General features: G+C 71.3%; 19 protein-coding genes. 10 read left to right on the top strand and 9 right to left on the bottom strand.

The genetic code is table 11. The features are described from left to right. Positions 1-179: 179 nt before the first annotated feature. Together AC1DW8_RS02120 and AC1DW8_RS02125 are read right to left on the bottom strand one after the other, a co-directional pair. Entirely contained in the window at positions 180-776 is a 597-nt protein-coding gene (locus AC1DW8_RS02120; protein WP_478091522.1) for a phosphatase PAP2 family protein, read from the bottom strand. Positions 777-980: 204 nt separating this feature from the next. Continuing rightward, positions 981-1,490, bottom strand: coding sequence for a DinB family protein (locus tag AC1DW8_RS02125; protein WP_056771421.1), 510 nt, complete (start codon positions 1,488-1,490; stop codon positions 981-983). 252 nt (positions 1,491-1,742) lie between these two features. Between AC1DW8_RS02125 and AC1DW8_RS02130 the strand changes: the two genes are divergently transcribed. The 3 genes from AC1DW8_RS02130 to AC1DW8_RS02140 all read left to right on the top strand — a co-directional run bounded on the left by AC1DW8_RS02130 (position 1,743) and on the right by AC1DW8_RS02140 (position 6,364). Next, positions 1,743-4,958, top strand: coding sequence for a S8 family serine peptidase (locus AC1DW8_RS02130; RefSeq protein WP_478091523.1), 3,216 nt, complete (start codon positions 1,743-1,745; stop codon positions 4,956-4,958). A 344-nt stretch (positions 4,959-5,302) separates the two neighbouring features. Beyond that, on the top strand, positions 5,303-5,488 hold the full coding sequence (locus AC1DW8_RS02135) for a hypothetical protein (RefSeq protein WP_478091524.1): 186 nt from the start codon (positions 5,303-5,305) through the stop codon (positions 5,486-5,488). A 144-nt stretch (positions 5,489-5,632) separates the two neighbouring features. After that, positions 5,633-6,364 (top strand): ANTAR domain-containing protein, encoded by a 732-nt coding sequence (locus AC1DW8_RS02140; RefSeq protein WP_478091526.1) that lies wholly within the window; start codon positions 5,633-5,635, stop codon positions 6,362-6,364. Between the two features lie 81 nt (positions 6,365-6,445). Here AC1DW8_RS02140 and AC1DW8_RS02145 read toward each other — a convergent pair whose 3' ends face one another. After that, entirely contained in the window at positions 6,446-6,730 is a 285-nt protein-coding gene (locus AC1DW8_RS02145; protein WP_056771413.1) for a hypothetical protein, read from the bottom strand. Between the two features lie 266 nt (positions 6,731-6,996). Here AC1DW8_RS02145 and AC1DW8_RS02150 point away from each other — a divergent pair, with 266 nt between their 5' ends. Both AC1DW8_RS02150 and AC1DW8_RS02155 read left to right on the top strand, forming a co-directional pair. Continuing rightward, a complete protein-coding gene (locus AC1DW8_RS02150; protein WP_056772665.1) occupies positions 6,997-7,440 on the top strand; it encodes an Hsp20/alpha crystallin family protein in 444 nt (147 codons plus the stop codon). A 15-nt stretch (positions 7,441-7,455) separates the two neighbouring features. Continuing rightward, positions 7,456-7,725 carry a hypothetical protein gene (locus tag AC1DW8_RS02155; RefSeq protein ID WP_156415399.1) on the top strand — a complete coding sequence of 90 codons (270 nt, stop codon included), beginning with the start codon at positions 7,456-7,458 and terminating at the stop codon, positions 7,723-7,725. A 65-nt stretch (positions 7,726-7,790) separates the two neighbouring features. Here the strand turns inward: AC1DW8_RS02155 and AC1DW8_RS02160 are convergent, their stop codons facing one another. From AC1DW8_RS02160 to AC1DW8_RS02175, 4 genes are all read right to left on the bottom strand, one after another. Next, a complete protein-coding gene (locus tag AC1DW8_RS02160; protein WP_478091529.1) occupies positions 7,791-8,672 on the bottom strand; it encodes a sugar phosphate isomerase/epimerase family protein in 882 nt (293 codons plus the stop codon). Further along, a complete protein-coding gene (locus AC1DW8_RS02165; protein ID WP_478091531.1) occupies positions 8,669-9,718 on the bottom strand; it encodes a Gfo/Idh/MocA family protein in 1,050 nt (349 codons plus the stop codon). Before AC1DW8_RS02165 ends, AC1DW8_RS02160 begins: the two co-directional genes overlap by 4 nt. Then, positions 9,715-10,719: a Gfo/Idh/MocA family protein gene (locus AC1DW8_RS02170; RefSeq protein WP_056771402.1), complete on the bottom strand. Its 1,005-nt coding sequence runs from the start codon at positions 10,717-10,719 to the stop codon at positions 9,715-9,717. The genes AC1DW8_RS02165 and AC1DW8_RS02170 overlap by 4 nt, the downstream gene beginning before the upstream one ends. Positions 10,720-10,878: 159 nt before the next feature. After that, a complete protein-coding gene (locus AC1DW8_RS02175) occupies positions 10,879-11,931 on the bottom strand; it encodes a LacI family DNA-binding transcriptional regulator (protein WP_056771399.1) in 1,053 nt (350 codons plus the stop codon). Positions 11,932-12,093: 162 nt separating this feature from the next. Here AC1DW8_RS02175 and AC1DW8_RS02180 point away from each other — a divergent pair, with 162 nt between their 5' ends. Further along, on the top strand, positions 12,094-13,275 hold the full coding sequence (locus tag AC1DW8_RS02180; protein ID WP_478091534.1) for a phytanoyl-CoA dioxygenase family protein: 1,182 nt from the start codon (positions 12,094-12,096) through the stop codon (positions 13,273-13,275). A 70-nt stretch (positions 13,276-13,345) separates the two neighbouring features. Then, a complete protein-coding gene (locus AC1DW8_RS02185) occupies positions 13,346-13,561 on the top strand; it encodes a hypothetical protein (RefSeq protein ID WP_056771396.1) in 216 nt (71 codons plus the stop codon). Positions 13,562-13,617: 56 nt separating this feature from the next. Here the strand turns inward: AC1DW8_RS02185 and AC1DW8_RS02190 are convergent, their stop codons facing one another. After that, on the bottom strand, positions 13,618-13,962 hold the full coding sequence (locus AC1DW8_RS02190; protein WP_056771393.1) for a histone-like nucleoid-structuring protein Lsr2: 345 nt from the start codon (positions 13,960-13,962) through the stop codon (positions 13,618-13,620). Between the two features lie 131 nt (positions 13,963-14,093). Between AC1DW8_RS02190 and AC1DW8_RS02195 the strand changes: the two genes are divergently transcribed. From AC1DW8_RS02195 to AC1DW8_RS02205, 3 genes are read left to right on the top strand one after another with little or no spacing between them, the layout of a single operon-like run. Further along, positions 14,094-15,131 carry an iron ABC transporter substrate-binding protein gene (locus AC1DW8_RS02195; RefSeq protein ID WP_056771391.1) on the top strand — a complete coding sequence of 346 codons (1,038 nt, stop codon included), beginning with the start codon at positions 14,094-14,096 and terminating at the stop codon, positions 15,129-15,131. 7 nt (positions 15,132-15,138) lie between these two features. After that, positions 15,139-16,755 carry an ABC transporter permease gene (locus AC1DW8_RS02200; protein WP_478091537.1) on the top strand — a complete coding sequence of 539 codons (1,617 nt, stop codon included), beginning with the start codon at positions 15,139-15,141 and terminating at the stop codon, positions 16,753-16,755. After that, complete coding sequence (locus tag AC1DW8_RS02205; RefSeq protein ID WP_478091539.1) at positions 16,752-17,918, top strand: ABC transporter ATP-binding protein; 1,167 nt, start codon at positions 16,752-16,754, stop codon at positions 17,916-17,918. Before AC1DW8_RS02200 ends, AC1DW8_RS02205 begins: the two co-directional genes overlap by 4 nt. A gap of 36 nt (positions 17,919-17,954) precedes the next feature. Here the strand turns inward: AC1DW8_RS02205 and AC1DW8_RS02210 are convergent, their stop codons facing one another. Beyond that, positions 17,955-19,388, bottom strand: coding sequence for an ATP-binding protein (locus tag AC1DW8_RS02210; RefSeq protein WP_478091541.1), 1,434 nt, complete (start codon positions 19,386-19,388; stop codon positions 17,955-17,957). Positions 19,389-19,564: the final 176 nt, after the last annotated feature.

A 19,564-nucleotide genomic window follows, 5' to 3' on the forward strand; every position in this document is an offset into this window, starting at 1 on the left:
TGACCGGACTCCAGCGTCGGTTGATGACGAGGTCCTCGAGGCTGGCCAGTCGGCGCGACAGCAGCCGTTCCGAAAACTCGTCCGGTTCGGTGGTGAGCGCCAGCAGGATGTCCGAGACGACGAAGCAGCCTATGCGGCGCGTCTCCTCGCACGGCCCGGTGCATCCCGTGGGGCAGTCCTCACGTGACGGGCGAGAGCACGCGCTCGATGACAGGGAGGGTACGCAGAGCGCCGACCAGCCTCGTGAGGGGCAGTCGCACGAGGAGCCAGCCCAGGCCGGCCACCGCTGCGCCGAGGAGCAGGCCTGCGACGACGTCGTGGGGGTAGTGCGCGCCGACGTACACCCGGGTGGCCGCCATGAGCACTGCCGCTGCCAGCGCAAGAGCGCCCAGGCGCCTCGACACGAGCAGCAGCCCCACCGCGGCGGCACCGGCCATGACGGAGTGGTCAGACGGGAAGGACCAGTCCGTCGTCCGGTCCACGAGGGTCAGTGCGGCGGGGTGCACGGCGTACGGCCGGGCCTCGGCCACGAGAGCGGCCACCGGCTGGTTGACCGCGACGGCGAGCAGGGTTCCTGCTCCCGCCCACACGGCAGCCGCGAGGTCCCGGTCGCTCGCGCCCCGACGTCGCCAGACCCCGAGCAGGATCAGTGCGGCGAACATGACCAGGCCGTACCGCGCGTAGGCGACGGCGGGTGCGTGCAGACCCGTGGACGCGCGGGCCAGGTCGTTGATCCGCAGGAACAGGGCGTCACTGAGGTGGAGCAGGTGGGTCACGGACGTCCTTCGGAGTGGATGGAGCGGCGGCGGCCGCACGAACCCACAGCCTGACGACGAGATCTCGGAGGCATCTCAGAGACGCGCGGCAGCCTCGACGACTGGACCAGGTGTCCGCCCCAGTCCGCGCCAGCAGGGGAGCAGGAGTCGTCATCGCGCTCGGTTCCGGCGCGGCGGTGCCTGTGGGCCCCACCGGCGAACGACTCATTCCCCGGTGGGGCCCCCCGCGAGTTCGGCCACGATGTCGAGATGGCCCGCGTGCCTCGCGTATTCCTGAAGCAGGTGGAGCAGCACCCTGTCCAGACGTGCGGGTGGCTGACCGTCCCATCTGGGGCCGGGGCGACCCACATCGGTCAGGTCGTGGGACCTGGTGACGGCGTTGCTACGTGCGGCCTGGCTGCGGAAGGCGGCCAGCAGATCCGCGAGCGACTCGTCGTCGTCCACGAACCATCGCCCATCACGGCTGTCAGCCCATGGGTCAGCAACGTGTGCGCCTTCAAATCCCCAGTCGAGCCATCGATGCTCCACGTACGTCAGATGCTTCACGAGCTGGACCGGCGTCCAACCTGACGGGAGCCGGCTCGTTCGCTGCTCGTGCTCGGACAGGCCCTCGACCCGTTCAGCGACCTGGTCGCGAAAGTAGTCGAGGTAGCGAAGCAGGACCTCGGCCGATGACGACGCGGGCTGTGTCGGTTCGGGAAAAGGCGTACTCATTCGGGATCCATCTCCTGCGTCTCGTCGTGCTGATGGTCGTGGCGGCCGGGAGTGCGGTGCACTGCACTCCCGGTGCACTCTGTGTCTGCCCACATCTCGCCCGCAGAAACCATTCTCGATCGCGAACGGCCTGGGCTCGACCAGCCCCGAGATCCAGATGTCGCCGAAGCCCCACCAGCCGGCCGCTCGCGTCGATAGCCTCAAGCGTCCGGGACGGGGGCCGTACCTCAACAACCAACAGAGGTGGAGTTCATGGGCAGGTTCCTGGGATCGAGAGCGCGTCGCGCTGCGGTGATCATGTCGGCCGTCGGGGCAATGGGGGCAGTGGGTCTGAACGCCCCGCAGGCGGTCGGCGCGCCGAACGCCGGCGCATCAGCGAAGCAGTCACAGCTGGGCAAGCATGATCGCGAGCTGCTCGCCACCGCGCGAGCCAATGGCTCGCGGACGGTGACGCTGCTCATCGCGGCCGTGCCGGGGCAGAACAACACGGTCACGACCGGCCTGCGATCGCTCGGTGCGGTGATCAGCAAGGCCGACAGCGACGTCAGCTACATCCGCGCCATCGTGCCGATCGACAAGGCTGAGGCAGCAGCCAATGTGACCGGCATCGTGGCCGCGGACCTGGACGAGGTCATTCCACTGGACGACCCGAGCCCGCAGGGAGCGCAGTCGCCTTCCCCGCAGACCCCTCCTGGCGCGGGCACCCCTCGGAACAACGCGTACATGCCGATCGGTGACACGGGCGCCGCACAGTTCACCGCAGCCCACCCCACGTGGGACGGCCGCGGCACCACGATCGGCATCGTCGACTCCGGCATCGACCTCGACCACCCCGCGCTGGCGACGACGACGACCGGTGAGCGCAAGATCACCGACTGGGTCACTGCGACGGACCCCTTCACCGATGACGACCCGACCTGGCTGGACATGTCCACCCAGATGACCGGCCCCAGCTTCACCTACGGCGGCGTGGCCTACGTCGCCCCACCGGGAAGCTACCGGGTCTCGGTCTTCAACGAGGGTGACCCGCGGCTCGGCGGAGAGGTCGGCAGCGACGTCAACCGCGACGGTGACAGCACTGACACGTTCGCGGTCCTGTGGGACGCGGCAGCCGGCACCGTCCGTGTCGACACCAACCAGGACCACAACCTGGGCAACGACCAGGTCCTGACCGACTACGCCAAGAAGTTCGACGTCGGCCACTTCGGCACGGACAACCCGGCGACGCCGGAGCACGAGTCCATGCCGTTCGTCGTCCAGACCGACGGCAAGAACAAGGTGGTCAACATCGGCATCGTGTCCGGTGAGCACGGCACCCACGTCGCCGGCATCACCGCGGCCAACCAGATGTTCGGCGGCGCGATGTCCGGCGCGGCCCCGGGCGCCACGCTGAAGTCCGTCCGGGTCTGCATGTTCATCACCGGGTGCACCTCGCACGCCCTCATCGAGGGAATGACGTTCATCGCCAAGCAGGGCAACGTCGACGTCATCAACATGTCGATCGGTGGGCTGCCGGCGCTCAACGACGGCAACAACACCCGTGCGATCCTCTACAACCGGCTCATCGAGCAGTACAACGTCCAGATGTTCATCTCGGCCGGCAACAACGGCTCGGGCCTGAACACGATCGGCGACCCTGCCGCTGCGTCCAAGGTGCTCGCGGTCGGGTCCTACATCAGCAAGGAGACGTGGCGGAAGAACTACGGCTCCGACTCCGCCTACGTCGACAACCTGCACGGCTTCTCCTCACGCGGACCCCGCGAGGACGGCGGCTTCAAGCCTGAGATCGTCGCGCCGGGCGCTGCCATCTCGACGACCCCGATGTGGGAGACCTCGTCCCCGGTGGCGGGCACCTACGACCTCCCGGCCGGCTACTCGATGCTGCAGGGCACCTCCATGGCGTCCCCGCAGGCCGCGGGAGCAGGCGCGCTCCTCGTGAGTGCCGCGAAGCAGTCAGGAGTGCAGGTCAAGCCGGCACAGCTGCGCGAGGCCCTGACCTCCTCTGCCCGCTATCTGGACCCCACGCGATTCGGCGCCTACGAGCAGGGCAACGGCCTGATCTCCGTCGGTGCGGCCTGGGACCTGCTCAAGACCAACCTCAAGCCGGTCGACATCAGCTCGTCGGTCGCGGTTCACTCGCTCCTGTCGGGCTTCCTCGCGACGCCCGGCCGCGGCGAGGGGATCTTCGACCGTGAGGGAGTCGCCCCTGGCGCCTCCTACACGCGCACCTACACCTTCACCCGGACCTCGGGCGGCGGCGGCAGCCGCACCTACAACCTGAGCTGGGTGGGCAACGACGGCACCTTCGCGTCGCCTGCCTCGGTGGCGCTGCCCCTGAACACCCCGACCCAGGTCGCCGTCTCCGTCAACCCCCTCCATGCGGGTACGCACTCGGCGATCCTCAAGCTCGACGATCCGTCGACGGCGGGCATCGAGAAGGCGACCCTCAACACCGTCGTGGCCGCTGAGTCGTTCACCGCAGCGAACAACTTCTCGGTGGCTCGCTCGGGCAGCATCGGCCGGAACCAGGTGACCAGCTACTTCTACGCGGTGCCGGCCAACACTCCGGCGCTCAAGGTCGATCTTGTCGGCGGAGGCAGCACCCCCGGCGCGGGACAGATCCGGTTCCTCCGGTTCCACCCCTACGGAGTGGCGATCGACGACAACTCGTCGCTCAGCTGCTACACCCCGACATCCGGGACCTGCGCCACGGGTGCGGCCACCAGCCGCACGACGAGCAACCCGCAGGCCGGGGTCTGGGAGGTCACCGTCGAGGCGCGGCGCACCTCCGACGCCGAGAACGCCCCCTACACCCTCACGGCGTCCATCCTCGGAGCGACGGTGTCGCCCAACCCCGACACCATCGCCTCAGCGGCCCTCGGAGTCCCGCTGGCTCGCAGCTACACCCTGACCAACGGCTTCGGCGCCTTCACCGGCCGGGCCATCGGCACCACGCTGGGCAGCGCGAAGATGCTGAGGCCGACGATCGCGGCAGGTGCCCAGCAGCAGGTTCGGGTCTCCGTCACGCCCGGGTCGACGTCCCTGCGGGCCACCATCGGGTCGGCCGGCGACACGGGCGCCGACCTCGACCTGTACGTCTACAACTGCACGACCGGCACCTGCGTGCTCGCCGGTCAGTCCGCCGACGGTGACAGTGAGGAGTCGGTGACCATCGCCAACCCGGCGGCTGGTCTCTGGGTGACCCTTGTCGACGGCTTCGCCGTCCCCCAGGGGTCGACGACGTTCGACTACGTCGACGTGTTCGGCAACCCGGCCTTCGGTTCGGTCGCCGTCACGGACGCGAACGCCCTCCGACCCGCGGGGTCGTCGTGGACCGTCCCCGGCACCGTGACCGCCAACACGGCGCCCGCCGCCGGTCGGGTCCTGCTCGGCACGGTGCAGGTCCGCACCGACACCGGCATCCTGGTCGGTAGCGGCAACGTCATCGTGAATGCCGTGAACCCGTAGCCTCCGCGCTCGGACGCGACATAACCACGGAGGGCCTCCCCGGGACGATCCCTGGAGGGGCCCTCCGTGGTCCGTGCCCCCCGACGGCGGTCGAGCGCATCCGCGGGGCAACCCTCAAGAGCGATGGGTGGGGTTGTCGGGTCACTGCGGAGGGTCCCAATGCGACCGGGTGGTCGTAGGGTTGAGGCATCGCGGGACTGCTGGCAGCAGGGGACTGCCGCCACCCCCGCTGTGTGGTCGCGTGGGCCGCTTCGCACGAAGAAGTCGGCCCGTTTGCTCCTCCCGGGATTCGCCGGGTCGGGCCTGGTGTCGAGCACGGCTCGGCGACGAAGAGGAGCGACCCGATGGATGCCCAGTCAGTCGATGTTGAGCGTCGCTGGGCCGCTGAGAAGCGCGACTTCGTCGGTGACCGCCGTGACGAGGTCGCTGATGAGCGAGACGTGGCCGGCGACGTGCGAGACCTGAAGGCCGACGCGCGAGAACGAGCGCTGGACCAGCGGGAACGGGAGCTGGCCGCCAAAGAGGCCTAGCTGGGTGTGCCACGCGACTCCGCTGGGGCAGTGACGAATCGGGACGATGCGGACGCCCGCGAACGGGCCCGCCAGGACCGAGACGGGTCAAGGGCCGAGAGACATGCCGCGGCTGGAGCGCGGGAGGATGCCACGGATCGACGGTTGGAGGCCACCCCCACGACGCGCCTGGCCTCAGCTTTCGCCGACATCGCCGAGAACCTCTATGCAGCCGACTCATACGACGCGATCCTCCTGCGCATCGCAGAGACGGCAGTCAGCACGGTCGCAGGGTGCCAGATGGCCAGCGTCACGGTCGGTGAGGGCGGGACCTATCGCACGGCCTCGACGACGGACGCGAGTGCGTCGGCCGTCGACCAGGCGCAGTACGACGCGCGAGAGGGCCCGTGCCTGGATGCCATGGCCGCGCCGATCGTCTACGCGAAGTCATTCCCTGACAACCGCTGGCCCACGCTCTCGTCGCGTCCGGCTGATCTGGGCGCGCACTCGGCCGCGTCGTATCGCTTGGCAACGGTGAGTCAGGCAGCACGGAGCAGCGGAGCCTCGCTGAACACCTATGGCGCCGAGCCGGATGCGTTCAGCGAGGAAGCGCAGCAGATCGGGCTGATCCTGGCGGCGCACGCCTCGATGGCGTCAAGGGTGGTCCGCGAGCGAGACGGCCTTGCGGATGTGGCCGAGAACCTGCACAAGGCACTGCTGAACCGGGATGTCATCGGCCAGGCCAAGGGAATCCTCATGGAGCGGCTCAAGCTCACTCCCGAGGACGCCTTCGACGCATTGCGTCAGGCGTCGAACCAGCTGAACGAAAAGCTTCACAGGGTCGCGCTCACACTTGCGGAGACCGGCGAGCTCCACAGCCCGGCCAGCCCCGAGTGACGCCCACCAGTCTGCACGCCGCCAAGGCTCCGACGAGGTGGTCGCGACGGTCGACGCACCGCGGGTGATGCCGGCGAGGTCCTACCGGGGGTCGTTCTCGCTGACGCCGAGCCGGACCTTGCCCTTGCTCGGGCACTCGTCGGAGTGCGCGAGCGCGTCCTTGCGGGCCTTGTCCCGGGCCCGACGGGCCGGGCCCGTCCAGTCGCAGCTCTTGCAGTAGCCCAGCACGAACGAGCCGTCCTCCTGCGTCGAGTCGGCGTCGACGCGTTCGAGCGTCGCCTGGTGCTTGTTGCCCTCGCCGTCCTTGACCGTGAGCTCGTCACCGCGGCGCTTGAAGAACCGCGGACCACCCCCAGACTTCGCCATGGCGACATCGTCGCCTGCTTCGGCGCCGAGGCCAAGTCGCTGCCCAGCGCGCGGATGCCGCCCGGGCGGACCAGGCTGCCGCCGGGGCAGGACGACCTGCGAGGGCCGTGTCGCGGCGATCAGGGAACGAATCAGAGAATTCTGCGAATCACGCTCTTGCACAAACGAACTCGTCGGTGCTACAACATTCCTACAGCGCATGCCACGACGTGTGAGATGCGGTCGTGGCCACCATGGAGCATCTGGACATGATGGAGGTGACGACGATGCTGATGCGCACTGACCCCTTCCGTGAGACCTTCCGGGACCTCGACCGGGTGGCCCAGCTCGCCCTCGGGACCAGCGGCACGCTGGCCAGGCCCTCGGCCATGCCGATGGACGCCTGGCGAGACGGAGACACCTTCCACGTCGAGCTGGACCTGCCGGGCGTCGACCCGCAGTCCATCGACCTCGACGTCGAGCGCAACGTCGTGACGGTCAAGGCCGAGCGTCCCACCCGCGCGAGCGATGCCGACCTCGTCGCCGCCGAGCGGCCGCGTGGCGTGTTCAGCCGCCAGCTCGTGCTGGGCGACAGCCTCGACACCGAGCACATCCGCGCGAGCTACGACGCCGGCGTGCTGCGGCTCGCGATCCCGGTGGCTGAGCGCGCCAAGCCGCGCAGGATCGCGATCTCGCACGACGCCGACGACCGGAAGACCATCACCGCCTGAGGGGACGTGGCGGTCATGGACACACGCACCGAGGCGGTCGCCGACGTCGACGAGGTCTTCATGGCACTCGTCTGCGACGACGACGAGCTGCTGCGTGCCGAGTTCGACGCGATCGTCAGCGCCGGGTGGCCGCCCGTCGGCACGTCCTCCCGACCCGACCACCCCGGAGCTGCTCCTCGCGAGCGCACGCGCCTCGAGGAGGGCCGCCGCGTGGCGACGCAACGCGCCGTGCGGCGGGACGGCGGTCCCGTCGACCGTGGCCGGGAGCGCGCTCCGCCACCGTGAGTGGGCGCCGAGGGCTCGTTCCGCTGCCGGCTCACCGGGTGGCCCGTGCCACCCGGTGAGCCGGTTCACGACGTCAGCGCCGGTGCCGTCTCGAGCGCGTGGCGGGCGCTCGTGGCCGCCCGTCGAAGCGCCTCACCCACCGGTTGGGTCCGGTGCTCGTCGGAGAGGATCTCGACACCCCACGGTCCGGTCCAGCCGGCGCTCCGCAGGGCGGTGATCATCGCCGTGAGGTCGAAGTCGCCCTCCCCGCAGTAGCGCCGGCGGTGCACGGTGTCCTCGAAGAGCGTGCCCACCACGCACTCGTCCGCGTCGTTCAGCTCGACGCCGATGATGCGCTCGAGCGGCACCGCTGCGAGGTCCGCGGGAGGGGTGCCGGCCCGTGCGACGTGCCAGGTGTCGATGATGACGCCGCCCGCCGGATGGCCGGCCGCCGTGACGAGCTGCAGGCCCTCGGCCAGCGACGCGACGTTCGACCACGGGAAGAACTCGATCCCGAGCCGCGCGCCCACGTCGTGGGCCTGGGCTGCGAGCTCGGCGAACCGGGCGGCCCAGAGTCCGCGGTCCCACGGCCCGTCGTCCCCGTCGGGGGTGACCTTGAGGTGCCGGGCGCCCAGCACCTCCGCCGCCTCGAGCAGGGCGTGCCGGACGCGACAGGACTCCTGCTCGTGGGCTCCGACGTCCCACCACCAGGGGATGCCCTCGAGCTCGAGGTGAGTGATCCCGTTGTCGGCGAGCAGGTCGCGGATCCCGGTGAGGCCGTATGCCGTCACGGCCGCCGGGAGGTCGTCGGACAGCAGGCCGAAGCCTCGGAAGCCGGCCGCTGACGCGGCCTCGACCCGCTCGCGCAGGGAGAGCGGACTCCGCAGGTCGGCGCGGTCGGAGGCGGCGTCGCCGGCGCTGCTCCAGCAGGTGGCGAGCAGCTCGTCGGGTGCCGGAGCAGTCGTCATCGGAGGTCCTTCGCGACGTCGGCGTGCGCGGGCCGGGGGCCGAGACCGACGGCGTCGTAGCACTGGTCGATGAGTCGCATCGTCAGCACGGCGTCGTCGGCGTCGGTGCGGGCCGGGGTTCCCGTGCGGATCGCAGTCGTCAGCGCCTCGAGCTGGTAGGTGTACGACGACCGTCGACCCAGGCGCTCGGTGCGGGTGCCGGCGGCGGTGGTGACGACGAGGCGGTCGTCGTCGTGCGGGTTGACGAAGTCGGTGATGACGGCCTCGCCCGCGGTCCCCACGAGCCGGTGGCTCATCTCGTGGTGGTCGCTGGCCATGGTGCAGCCGGCCGTCCCGGTGACGCCGCTGGGAAATGCCAGCTCCGTGGTCAGCCACTCGTCGACGCCGGGGTGGCCGGCGCGCTCGCCGCCCGTGGCGCCGACCAGGGTGGGCTCGCCGCCCGCATACGGGGCGAGCAGGCGCATCGTGTGCAGGCTGTAGCAGCCGAGGTCCATGAGCGCTCCGCCGCTCAGCTCGAGGGACCATCGGGGGTCGGAGGCGGCGGGCGCCGGCATGTCCATGACGGTCTCGACGTGACGCAGCTCGCCGAGCTCGCCGCTCGCCAGGATCTCGTGGAGCCGCGAGACGAGCGGGTGCCAGAGGTAGCGGAACCCCTCGAAGAACTGCTGCCCGCTCAGCCGGGCGGCCGTGGCGACCGTCTCGGCCTCGGTGACGTTGCTCGCGGAGGGCTTCTCGGTGAAGACGTGCTTCCCCGCGGCCAGCGCGGCGATGTTCCACGGGCCGTGCAGGCTGTTGGCGAGCGGGTTGTAGACCACCTCGACCTCGGGGTCCTCGATGACGTCGAGGTAGGAGTCGTGGACGCGTTCGACGCCGTGGGCGCCGGCGAACGCTTCGGCCCTGGAGCGATCGCGAGCGGCGACGGCGACGAGTCGGGCACCGGTGATCCTCGAGGGTTTGACGAGGGCGAACTCGGTGATGCGTGCCGCCCCGAGGACGCCGACGCGGAGCGGCTCCGTCGCGAGTCCCTCGTCGTCCGAGCCGATCATGGGAGCCGGACCTCGTCGATCCGCACCGGGCGGTGCTCATGCAGCGACAGGGTGGCGGCCTCGGCGATGTAGGCCACGGCGAGGGCGTCGTCGACGGTGCACGGCGAGGTGCGTCGCCCGGCGACGACGTCGGTGAACGCCTGCAGCTCGGCGCGGAAGGCGGCGGTGAGCCGGTCCATGAAGAAGGTGGCCGGCGGTCCGGAGGGCCAGGTGGCTCCCGGCTCGAGGTTGCGCAGGGGAGTCGTGTCGCTCCATCCGGCGGCGACGCTGTCCGCGGTCCCGTGCAGCTCGAGGCGCACGTCGTAGCCGCGGGGGTTGTAGCGGGTGTTCGACACGACCGCCGTCGCTCCGTCGTCGAAGGTCAGCAGGGTCGCCGCGGTGGCGACGTCGCCGAGCTCGGCGAAGACGTCCGCGCCCCGGGCGCTCCCGGTGGCGTAGACCTCGACGACCTCCCGGCCGGTGACCCATCGGACGGTGTCGAAGTCGTGCACGCTGCAGTCGCGGAAGATGCCGCCGGAGGTCTCGATGTAGGCGCGGGGAGCGGGGGCCGGGTCCAAGGTCGTCGACCGCACCGTGTGGACCCACCCGAGCTCCCCGGCCTCCACGGCCTGGCGGGCAGCGCTGAAGGCCGGGTCGAAGCGGCGCGGGTAGCCGACCTGGACCCCGGCACCGTGCTCCGTGACGTAGCGGGCGATCGCCGCCGCCTCGGCGAGGTCGGCCGACAGCGGCTTCTCGCAGAAGACGGGCACGCCGGCATCGACTCCGGCCCGGATCAGCTCCGTGTGCGCGTCGGTGGCGGCGGCGATGACGATGGCGTCGACGCCATCGCCAAGCAGGCTCGCGGGTGACTCCGCGACGTCGGCGCCGACTCGATCCGCCACGGCCCTCGTCACCTCCGCCACGACGTCGGTGACGACGAGGGAGTCGACATCGGGAAGCTGGGACAGGGTGTCGGCGTGGAACGAGCCGATCCTGCCGAGACCGATGAGGCCGAGACGCATGGGATCTCCTGGGGGCGGGGTGTGGGTGCGACGGCACCCGGTCCGCCGAGGCGACCGAGGACGTCGTGGTCCCGGTTGATGACCTCAGCGTGCGGGACAGGGCGGCCGCACGGCACCGTTCGGACCCGTCAAAAAGACCTCAGCCGAACGGGTCGGGCGTCAGTGCGCGTGGATGCGCGGGGGGATGTTGTATGCCGTCACGACCTCGACGTTGGCCGCGACCGACGTGGGTGCCCCGGGCACGAGGCGGTGGGCACGCATGACCTGACGGACGCCGGCCCGCATGTCGGCGTGGAGGTCGTGGTGGAGCACGGCGGTGAGCACCCCGGAGCGCAGCAGGTCGAGGTTGTCCTCGTCGAGGTCGTGGCCGATGAAGACACCGGGCGGCCGGCCCGCCGCGACGAAGGCCGCCGAGATGGCCCGGTTGCCGCCGCCGACCGAGTAGGCGGCGCGCACCTCCGGCTCCGACCGGAGCACGTCGGAGACGAGCGCGGACATCGTCGCGTCGAGCCCGTCGCTGTCCGTGATCGTGTGGACGCGCCGGTCGGGTGCCAGACGACCGAGGGCGACCGTGAACGCCTCGGCCCGCTCCCGCTCGCCGAAGAAGAACGACCGGCTGAGGCTCAGCAGCACGTCACCGGGCCGGTCGCCGAGCACCTGGGACACGAGATAGGCGGCGGTGGCGCCGGCCGCGGCGTTGTCGAGCCCCACGTACGCCACCCGAGCGCTGTCGCGGACGTCGGTGACGAGCGTGACGACGGGGATGCCGCGGTCGGCGAGGCGGCCCACGGCCGCGGCCACGGCCGGGTCGTCCGGCGCCTTGAGCACGACGCCGTGGCAGACGCGCCCGCGCCGGCCGAGGCTGTCGAGCACCTCGACGGCGGCCGCGACGTCGGCGTTCTCACGCAGGTGGAAGCGCGCTCGGACCGCGGCCGGGCGCAGCGCGGGCAGCTCGTCCTCGAGCGCCGACCGGACCGCCGTGCTGAATCGGGTCGGCGCCTGGACGACGACGTCGAGCAGGAGCGTGCGGGCCGCGAGGCGCAGCTGGGTCTGCTGGCGATCGAGGTCGAGCACGGCCTGCTCGACGGCGCGCACGGCGCGCGCGCTCGCCCCAGCCCGGCCGTGGAGCACCCGGTCGATCGTCGCCTCCGACAGTCCCGACTGCTCGGCGATGTCGCGGACGCGGTGCGACCGCGCGCGGTGCTGGGCCATCCCCGGAGCGTAGTCCCCAGGGGACGCGTCTGAGGTGTTTCTGAGGTCATCCGGTAGGTCGCCGCCCCCTCCGTGGGCCGCATCCTTGAGGCACGGCCAGCGCCGCTCCGGGCGGCGCACGGTCGGACCCCGATCACCGTCGATCCGCCCGAGGAGGGCACCATGACCATCACGCCGACCAGCTCGCGCACCGGCTGGATCCGTCCCGAGGACGCCCAGCTGTCCGACCTGCTCGAGGTGCTCGCCGAGCGGACCGACCTCGCCGACTACCCGCACGCAGCCCGCGTCGAGCAGGAGGTCCTCGTCTACGACTGGGCCACGCTGCGGCATACGGCCGCGGACGACGTGACACGGCGTGACGTCCAGGCCGAGCTGACGCGGGCCTTCTCCGACGGCCCCGGAATCGTCGTCCTGGCAGGCGCTTTCGAGGCCGAGACCCTCGACCGGGCGACCGCCGCCTTCGAGCGGATGATCGCCGAGCAGCGCGCGAGCGGCACGGCGGCGGGTGACCACTTCGCCAAGCCGGGCGCCAACGACCGCATCTGGAACGCCCTCGAGAAGCTCGCCGTGGCCGACCCCGGGGCGTTCGTCGACTACTACGCCAACGACGCCATCGCGCTCGCCGCGCAGGCCTGGCTCGGGCCGGGCTACCAGGTCACCTCACAGCTCAACGTCGTCAACCCCGGGGGCGCCGGGCAGACGGTGCATCGCGACTACCACCTCGGCTTCCAGTCCGCCGAGACGTGCGCCCGCTACCCGTCGCACGTGCACGTCCTCTCGCAGGCGCTGACCCTGCAGGGCGCGGTCGCGCACGTCGACATGCCCGCCGAGTCCGGTCCGACGCTCTACCTGCCGCACAGCCAGAAGTACACGCACGGCTACGTCGCCTACCAGCAGCCGGAGTTCCAGGCGTACTTCGTGGCCCACCACGTGCAGCTGCCGCTGTCGGCCGGCGACGCCGTCTTCTTCAACCCCGCTCTGCTCCACGCCGCCGGCACGAACCACACGACGGACGTGCGCCGGATGGCCAACCTGCTGCAGGTCAGCTCGGCCTTCGGCCGGGCGATGGAGACCGTCGACCGGGCGCGGGTCGTCGAGGCGATCCACCCGGCGTTGGTTGCTGCGCGCTCTGCCGGGATGCAGCCGCGGGAGATCGGCAACGTCGTCGCCGCGAGCGCGGAGGGGTACGCGTTCCCGACGAACCTCGACCGTGACCAGCCGGTCGACGGTCTGTCGCCGCGGACGCAGGCAGAGCTCGTCACCGAGGCGCTCGCCGCCGACCAACCGCTCGACGAGCTGCGGGGCGCTCTGACGCGCCAGCTGTCCGGCCGCGACAGTCACTGACGAGGGGGCGCAGTAACCTGAACCCCACGCCCTGACCGTTCGACCCCACAGATCCGGAGACCCCAGCACCGTGACGTCGCAGCCCGACTGGAGAAGCGGAACCCGACACCCCACCGGCGGCTACGACAAGGTGATCGTCGCGCGCGGGGACACGCTCTACTTCATCGCGGCGCGGCTGCACCGGCTCGACGGCCCGGCCGTCGAGGCCGAGGACGGCTCCGTGCAGTACTGGCTCTACGGCAAGCGGGTGACCGAGCAGGAGTTCCACGACCGTCCACAGGCCTAGCGGTCGACGGTCCGCCCGCTGGCGAAGCGCAGGGGTCCGGCCGCCCGGACGAGCGGTTAGCGGTGGGCGTCGTCGTACGCGGTGACCACGGCCTGGGGGATCCGGCCACGCGCGGGGGCCTGGTGTCCCGTCTCGGCCGCCCAGGCCCGGATCAGCGCGTTGCGGGACTCGCCCACCGCGGGCAGCACCGTCGTCGACCGCGCGGGCGCCGTGTGCGTCCGGCGCTCGTCCCCGGCCCGCCGAGCCCGGGCCACCCAGTCGTCGAGCGTCGAGCGGAGGGCGTCGGCGTTCGCCTCCGAGAGGTCGATCTCGAAGGAGTCCCCGTCGATGCCGAAGGTGACGGTCTCGGCGGCCTCGGTGCCGTCGAGGTCGTCGACGAGGGAGACGATGGTCCGGCGCATGGGATGAGCCTAGTGGGCGCCCCAGGGGTGGACGGAGGCACTCCCAACCGTGTGTAAGGTAAGGCTTACCTACTCAGGCGCGCCGTCCGACGGGACCGGCGCGCCCCTCCGGATCCACGAAGGCAGCTCACATGACCTCCCGCCCCCGCACCACCATCGGCGTCGCGCTCGCGGCCGTCGGCGCCCTCGCCCTGACGGCCTGCGGCTCCGGCTCGTCCGGCAGCGGCTCGACCGACGGAACGGGCAGCATCACCGTCTACAACGCGCAGCACGAGAGCCTGACGAAGGAATGGGTCGACGCGTTCACGAAGCAGACCGGCATCAAGGTCACCGTCCGCAACGGCGACGACTCGGAGATGTCCAACCAGATCGTCCAGGAGGGCGCGGCGTCGCCGGCCGACGTCTTCCTCACCGAGAACAGCCCCGCCATGACCCAGGTCGAGAACGCCGGCCTCTTCGCCGATGTCGACAAGGCCACCCTCGACCAGGTCCCGGCCGGGTTCCGCCCGTCCACCGGCAAGTGGACCGGGATCGCGGCCCGCTCGACGGTCCTCGTCTACGACAAGCGCACGCTGCAGGAGAACCAGCTCCCCGCCTCGATGCTCGACCTCGCCAAGCCCGAGTGGAAGGGCCGCTGGGCGGCCTCGCCGTCGGGCGCCGACTTCCAGGCCATCGTCTCGGCGCTGCTCGAGCTCAAGGGCGAGACCGTGACGAACGACTGGCTCACCGCGATGAAGACCAACGCCAAGGCCTACAAGGGCAACAGCACCGCGATGAAGGCGGTCAACTCCGGCGAGGTCGAGACCGCGCTGATCTACCACTACTACTACTACGGGGACCAGGCGAAGACCGGCGAGAACTCGGCCAACGTCGGCACCCACTACTTCAAGAACGAGGACCCGGGCGCCTTCGTCTCCGTCTCCGGTGGTGGCGTGCTCAAGGCGTCGAAGAACGCCGCGGCCGCCCAGTCCTTCCTGAAGTTCGTCACCGGCAAGGCCGGGCAGGAGGTGCTGCAGAAGGGCACCTCCTTCGAGTACGCCATCGGCTCCGACGTGCCCTCCAACCCGGCGCTCGTGCCCCTGAAGGACCTCCAGGCCCCGACGGTCGACCCCGCCAAGCTCAACTCCGCCACGGTCACCGATCTGATGACCAAGGCGGGTCTGCTGTAGTTCTCGGGTGACCACCGACCTCACCGCACCCGGCGCGCACCGCGCGACCGGCACCGGCACGGCTCCCACGCCGGGCCCGGGCACCCGCCCGGGCCCGGCGTCCGGGCGTCGGCGACCACCCGCCCTCGCGGTCATCGCCGTGCTCATCGCGCTCTTCTCGCTCGTGCCCCTCGGCTACGTGATCGCGATGACGGTCGCCACCGGGTGGGACACCGCGGTCAGTCTCATCTTCCGGGCGCGCGTCGGTGAGCTGCTGCTCAACACCATCCTGCTCATGGCCGTCTCGGTGCCGCTGTGCCTCGTCCTCGGCGTCGGTGGCGCCTGGCTCGTCGAGCGGACCGCCTTGCGCGGCAACAGGTTCTGGGCACTCGCGCTGGCCGCGCCGCTCGCCATCCCCGCGTTCGTCAACAGCTACGGCTGGGTGTCCGCCGTGCCGTCGCTCGCCGGCCTGTGGTCGGGCGTGCTCATCTCGGTGCTGTCGTACTTCCCGCTCGTCTACATCCCGGCCGCGGCGACCCTGAGCCGCCTCGACCCGTCGCTCGAGGAGTCCGCGGCCTCCCTCGGGCTCGGCCCGTGGCAGGTCTTCCGCCGGGTCGTGCTGCCCCAGCTGCGGCTCGCGATGACGGGCGGCGCGCTGCTCGTCGGACTGCACCTGCTCGCCGAGTACGGCGCCTTCGCGATGATCCGCTTCGACACCTTCACGACGGCGATCATGGTGCAGTACCAGTCGACCTTCAACGGCGCCGCCGGCAACATGCTCGCCAGCGTCCTCGTCGTCCTGTGTCTCCTGCTGCTCGTCGCCGAGGTCCGCAGCCGCGGCACCGCGCGCTACGCCCGCGTCGGCTCCGGCGGGCAGGCGGCCCCGGGGCGTATGCCGCTCCGCCGGCTCCACGTGCCGGCGCAGCTCGCGCTCCTGCTCCTCGTCGTGCTCGCCGTCGGGGTCCCGATGTGGTTCGTCCTCCGGTGGGTCGTGCTCGGCGGATCAGAGATCTGGGCGTCCGACGAGCTCGTCCCGGCCCTGCTCCAGACGCTGCTCTACGGCGTGGCCGGTGCGGCGGCGACGACGCTCGTCGCCTTCCCGATGGCCTTCCTCGCCGTGCGGCGACCGAGCTGGTTCACCCGCTCCCTCGAGCTGTCCAACTACATCACGAGCTCGATGCCCGGCATCGTCGTCGGCCTCGCCTTCGTCACCGTGAGCATCCGCTTCCTGCCGGCGTTCTACCAGACGGCCGTCGTCCTGGTCGCTGCCTACGTGCTGCTCTTCCTGCCGCGTGCCCTCGTCAGCCTCCGCTCGGGGCTCGCGCAGGCGCCGCGGGAGCTCGAGGAGGCCGCGCAGGCGCTCGGGGTGCGTCCCCTCGGTGCCTTCGTCCGGGTCACGCTGCGGCTCACGGCGCCGGCCGCGGCCGGGGGAGCGGCCCTCGTCTTCCTCGCCATCGTCAACGAGCTGACGGCGACCCTCCTGCTCGCCCCGAACGGCACGCGTACCCTCGCGACGGAGTTCTGGGGCAAGAGCAGCGAGATCGACTATGCCGGCGCCGCACCGTACGCCCTGCTCATGGTCGTGCTCTCGGCGCCGATGACCTACCTGCTCTTCCAGCAGTCGAAGAAAGCGGCCGGACAATGACCACGACACCCCCGTCGACCTCCCCGCACGCGGCGGTCGACTACCACGACCCGTCGGCCCGGGGCCGTCTCGAGGTCACGGGACTGACGAAGAGCTTCGGCCCGCAGCAGGTGCTGCGCGGCGTCACGCTGTCGGTCGACCCGGGCAGCACGACGGCCATCGTCGGTCCGTCGGGCTCGGGCAAGACGACCCTGTTGCGGCTCATCGCCGGCTTCGAGCGCGCCGACGCGGGCTCGGTCACCCTGAGCGGGCGCGCGCTCGCCGGTGAGGATGCCTGGGTGCCCGCGCACCACCGCGACGTCGGCTACGTCGCCCAGGACGGCGCCCTCTTCCCGCACCTCACCGTCGGGCAGAACATCGCCTTCGGCATCGACGCCTCCGACCTCACCGGGGGGCGCAAGGCCGTGCAGGCGCGGGTCGTGGAGCTGCTCGAGATGGTCTCGCTCGACAGCGCACTGGCGGCGCGGCGACCCCACGAGATCTCGGGCGGGCAGCAGCAGCGGGTGGCGCTCGCGCGGGCCCTCGCCCGCGAACCCGAGCTCATGCTCCTCGACGAGTCCTTCTCGGCCCTCGATGCGGGTCTGCGGGTCGCGACCCGGCGCACCGTGGCCAAGGTGCTGCACGACGCCGGCATCACGACCGTCCTCGTGACCCACGACCAGGCCGAGGCCCTGAGCTTCGCCGACCAGGTCGCCGTGATGCGCGACGGTCTGCTCGCGCAGGTCGACAGCCCCCTCGAGGTCTACACGCGACCCGTCGACCGGGCCACGGCCGAGTTCCTCGGCGACGCCGTGATGCTCGAGGCGTGGGTCGACGGCGACACGGCGACGTGCTCGCTCGGGGCCGTCCCGCTCGCGGCGACGACCCTCCGCGGCCGGGTGCAGCTCATGCTCCGACCGGAGCAGATCCGCGTCGACGAGCACGGTCCGATCCGCGGCGTCGTCGTCGACACCGACTACTTCGGTCCCGAGAGCACGGTCCGCCTGGAGCTGACCTCGAGCCGCGAACCCGGGTGTGAGACGTCGGCGCTCGCGCGAGAGGGCGAGATCATCAGCATCCGCCACTCCAACGCGTTCATCGCCGCCAAGGGCACCGAGCTCCGGCTGCGCATCGAGGGCGAGGCCATCGCCTTCCCGGCACTGGCACCTCCGCCGCCGGCCTGACGCGTCGGTGCCGGACCGGCGCCCGAAGTCCAGCCCTCAGGGCATCGGCACCGGGACGTCGGTGCCGCCCTGCGGGGTGATGCGTCCACGGACCTGCACCACGCTCGGCATCGGGACGAAGCCACCTGCGAGCAGGGCCTCGCCCTGACGGAAGCGGGCGGCCTGGGCGAGCAGCCCGCGAGGCACGAACCCGAAGACCGACGCCAGCTGGTCGAGGTCGTCCCGCGAGTTCATCCGCATCAGAGTCAGGTTGTCGCACTGGGACACGACGCCCGGGTGCACCTTCGAGGGACGCTGGGTCGACAGGAGCAGCCAGAGGCCGTACTTGCGGCCCTCCGCGGCGATCTGGATGAGCCGGTCGCGCACCGCGACTCCGAGGGGGGTCTCGGGCTCCGGTGGGCAGAGGTTGTGCGCCTCGTCGACGACGATGAGGAGGGGGCGGCGTTCGGTGCGCCGGGCCCACAGGTCGTCGAGGACGGCGAGCGCCACGGTGAGCTGCTCCTCGGGACGGTCGTAGCCACCCAGGTCGACGACCGTCGCGGCCGGTCGGCGCTCGATGACGTCCGTGACCGCCGTGGCGCCGAACGCCCAGGTCCTCGTCCACTCGGTGAGACCGAGGTTCTCGAGGCGCTGCGCCAGGGCTTCGGCGTCCGGATCGCCGAGCGAGCGCAGGTACGGGACGATCTGGCCCGCGTCCACGGTCTGGAAGTCTCCTCCGAAGAGGCGCAGCAGGGCGTTGTACTCGGCCCGGTCGACGACCGGGTCGAGACGCAGGACCGCGGCCTTGGCCCGGGACGTGAGCTCGGTGAAGCGCACCCGCAGCGGGTTCTGCTCGTCGTCGGGCCGCAGGATGACGACCTCACGGTCATGGAGTGCGTCGGCGTGCTCGTCCTCCGCGCCGGCCTGGACGGCCTGCTCGTGGAGGCGCACGAAGTCGCTGTTGGGGTCGAAGACGACCATGGGGAGGCGGGTCGTCAGGAGGATCCGCTCGAGCAGCACGCCGAGGGCGTACGTCTTGCCGGAGCCGCTCTGCCCGCACCAGAACGTGTGTCGGTTGAGGCGGTTGGGCACGAGCGCGACGCCCACCGACTCCTGGCCCGCGAGGTGGCCGAGGTGCAGCCGGGGGTCGCCGCCCGACAGCAGCCGCTGCACGGTGTCGGGCCGGGTCGGCCGGACCGGCACCTCGTGCCGCGGGGAGTCCGCGGGTCGCCCCGAACCGGAGCCACTCCCGACCTGCACCAGCGTGCCGGTGGCGGCGAAGCCGGCGCCCGACGCCTCGTCCGTGACCTCCTCGACGAACGCGAGGATGCCGTCCTCGCCGTCGAGCTCGAGGTAGTCACCCGGCAGCGGGCGCTCGCTCCCGGGCCCGCGGGCGACGAAGGACCGGCCGTCCGTGGACTCCAGATGGGTCAGCGCCGCAGGCACGGAGCTCGGAGCGGTGGGCGGGTCGACCTCGACGTTCGCAGTCATGGATCCATGATGCTCACGCCTGACGCCCCTTGGGCACCCCTTGGCGCAGAAGGCCGCCCGACGTGCCCGAAGATCACCCTGGAGGGGTGAGCGCAACCAGTCCCCACGTGACCATGCTCGAAGGTGGGCGGGTGCGACGTCAGGTCCACCTGCAGCCGGTCAGTGCCGGGGAGGGC

The sequence above is a fragment of the Terrabacter sp. P2_E3 genome, from assembly GCF_056403915.1.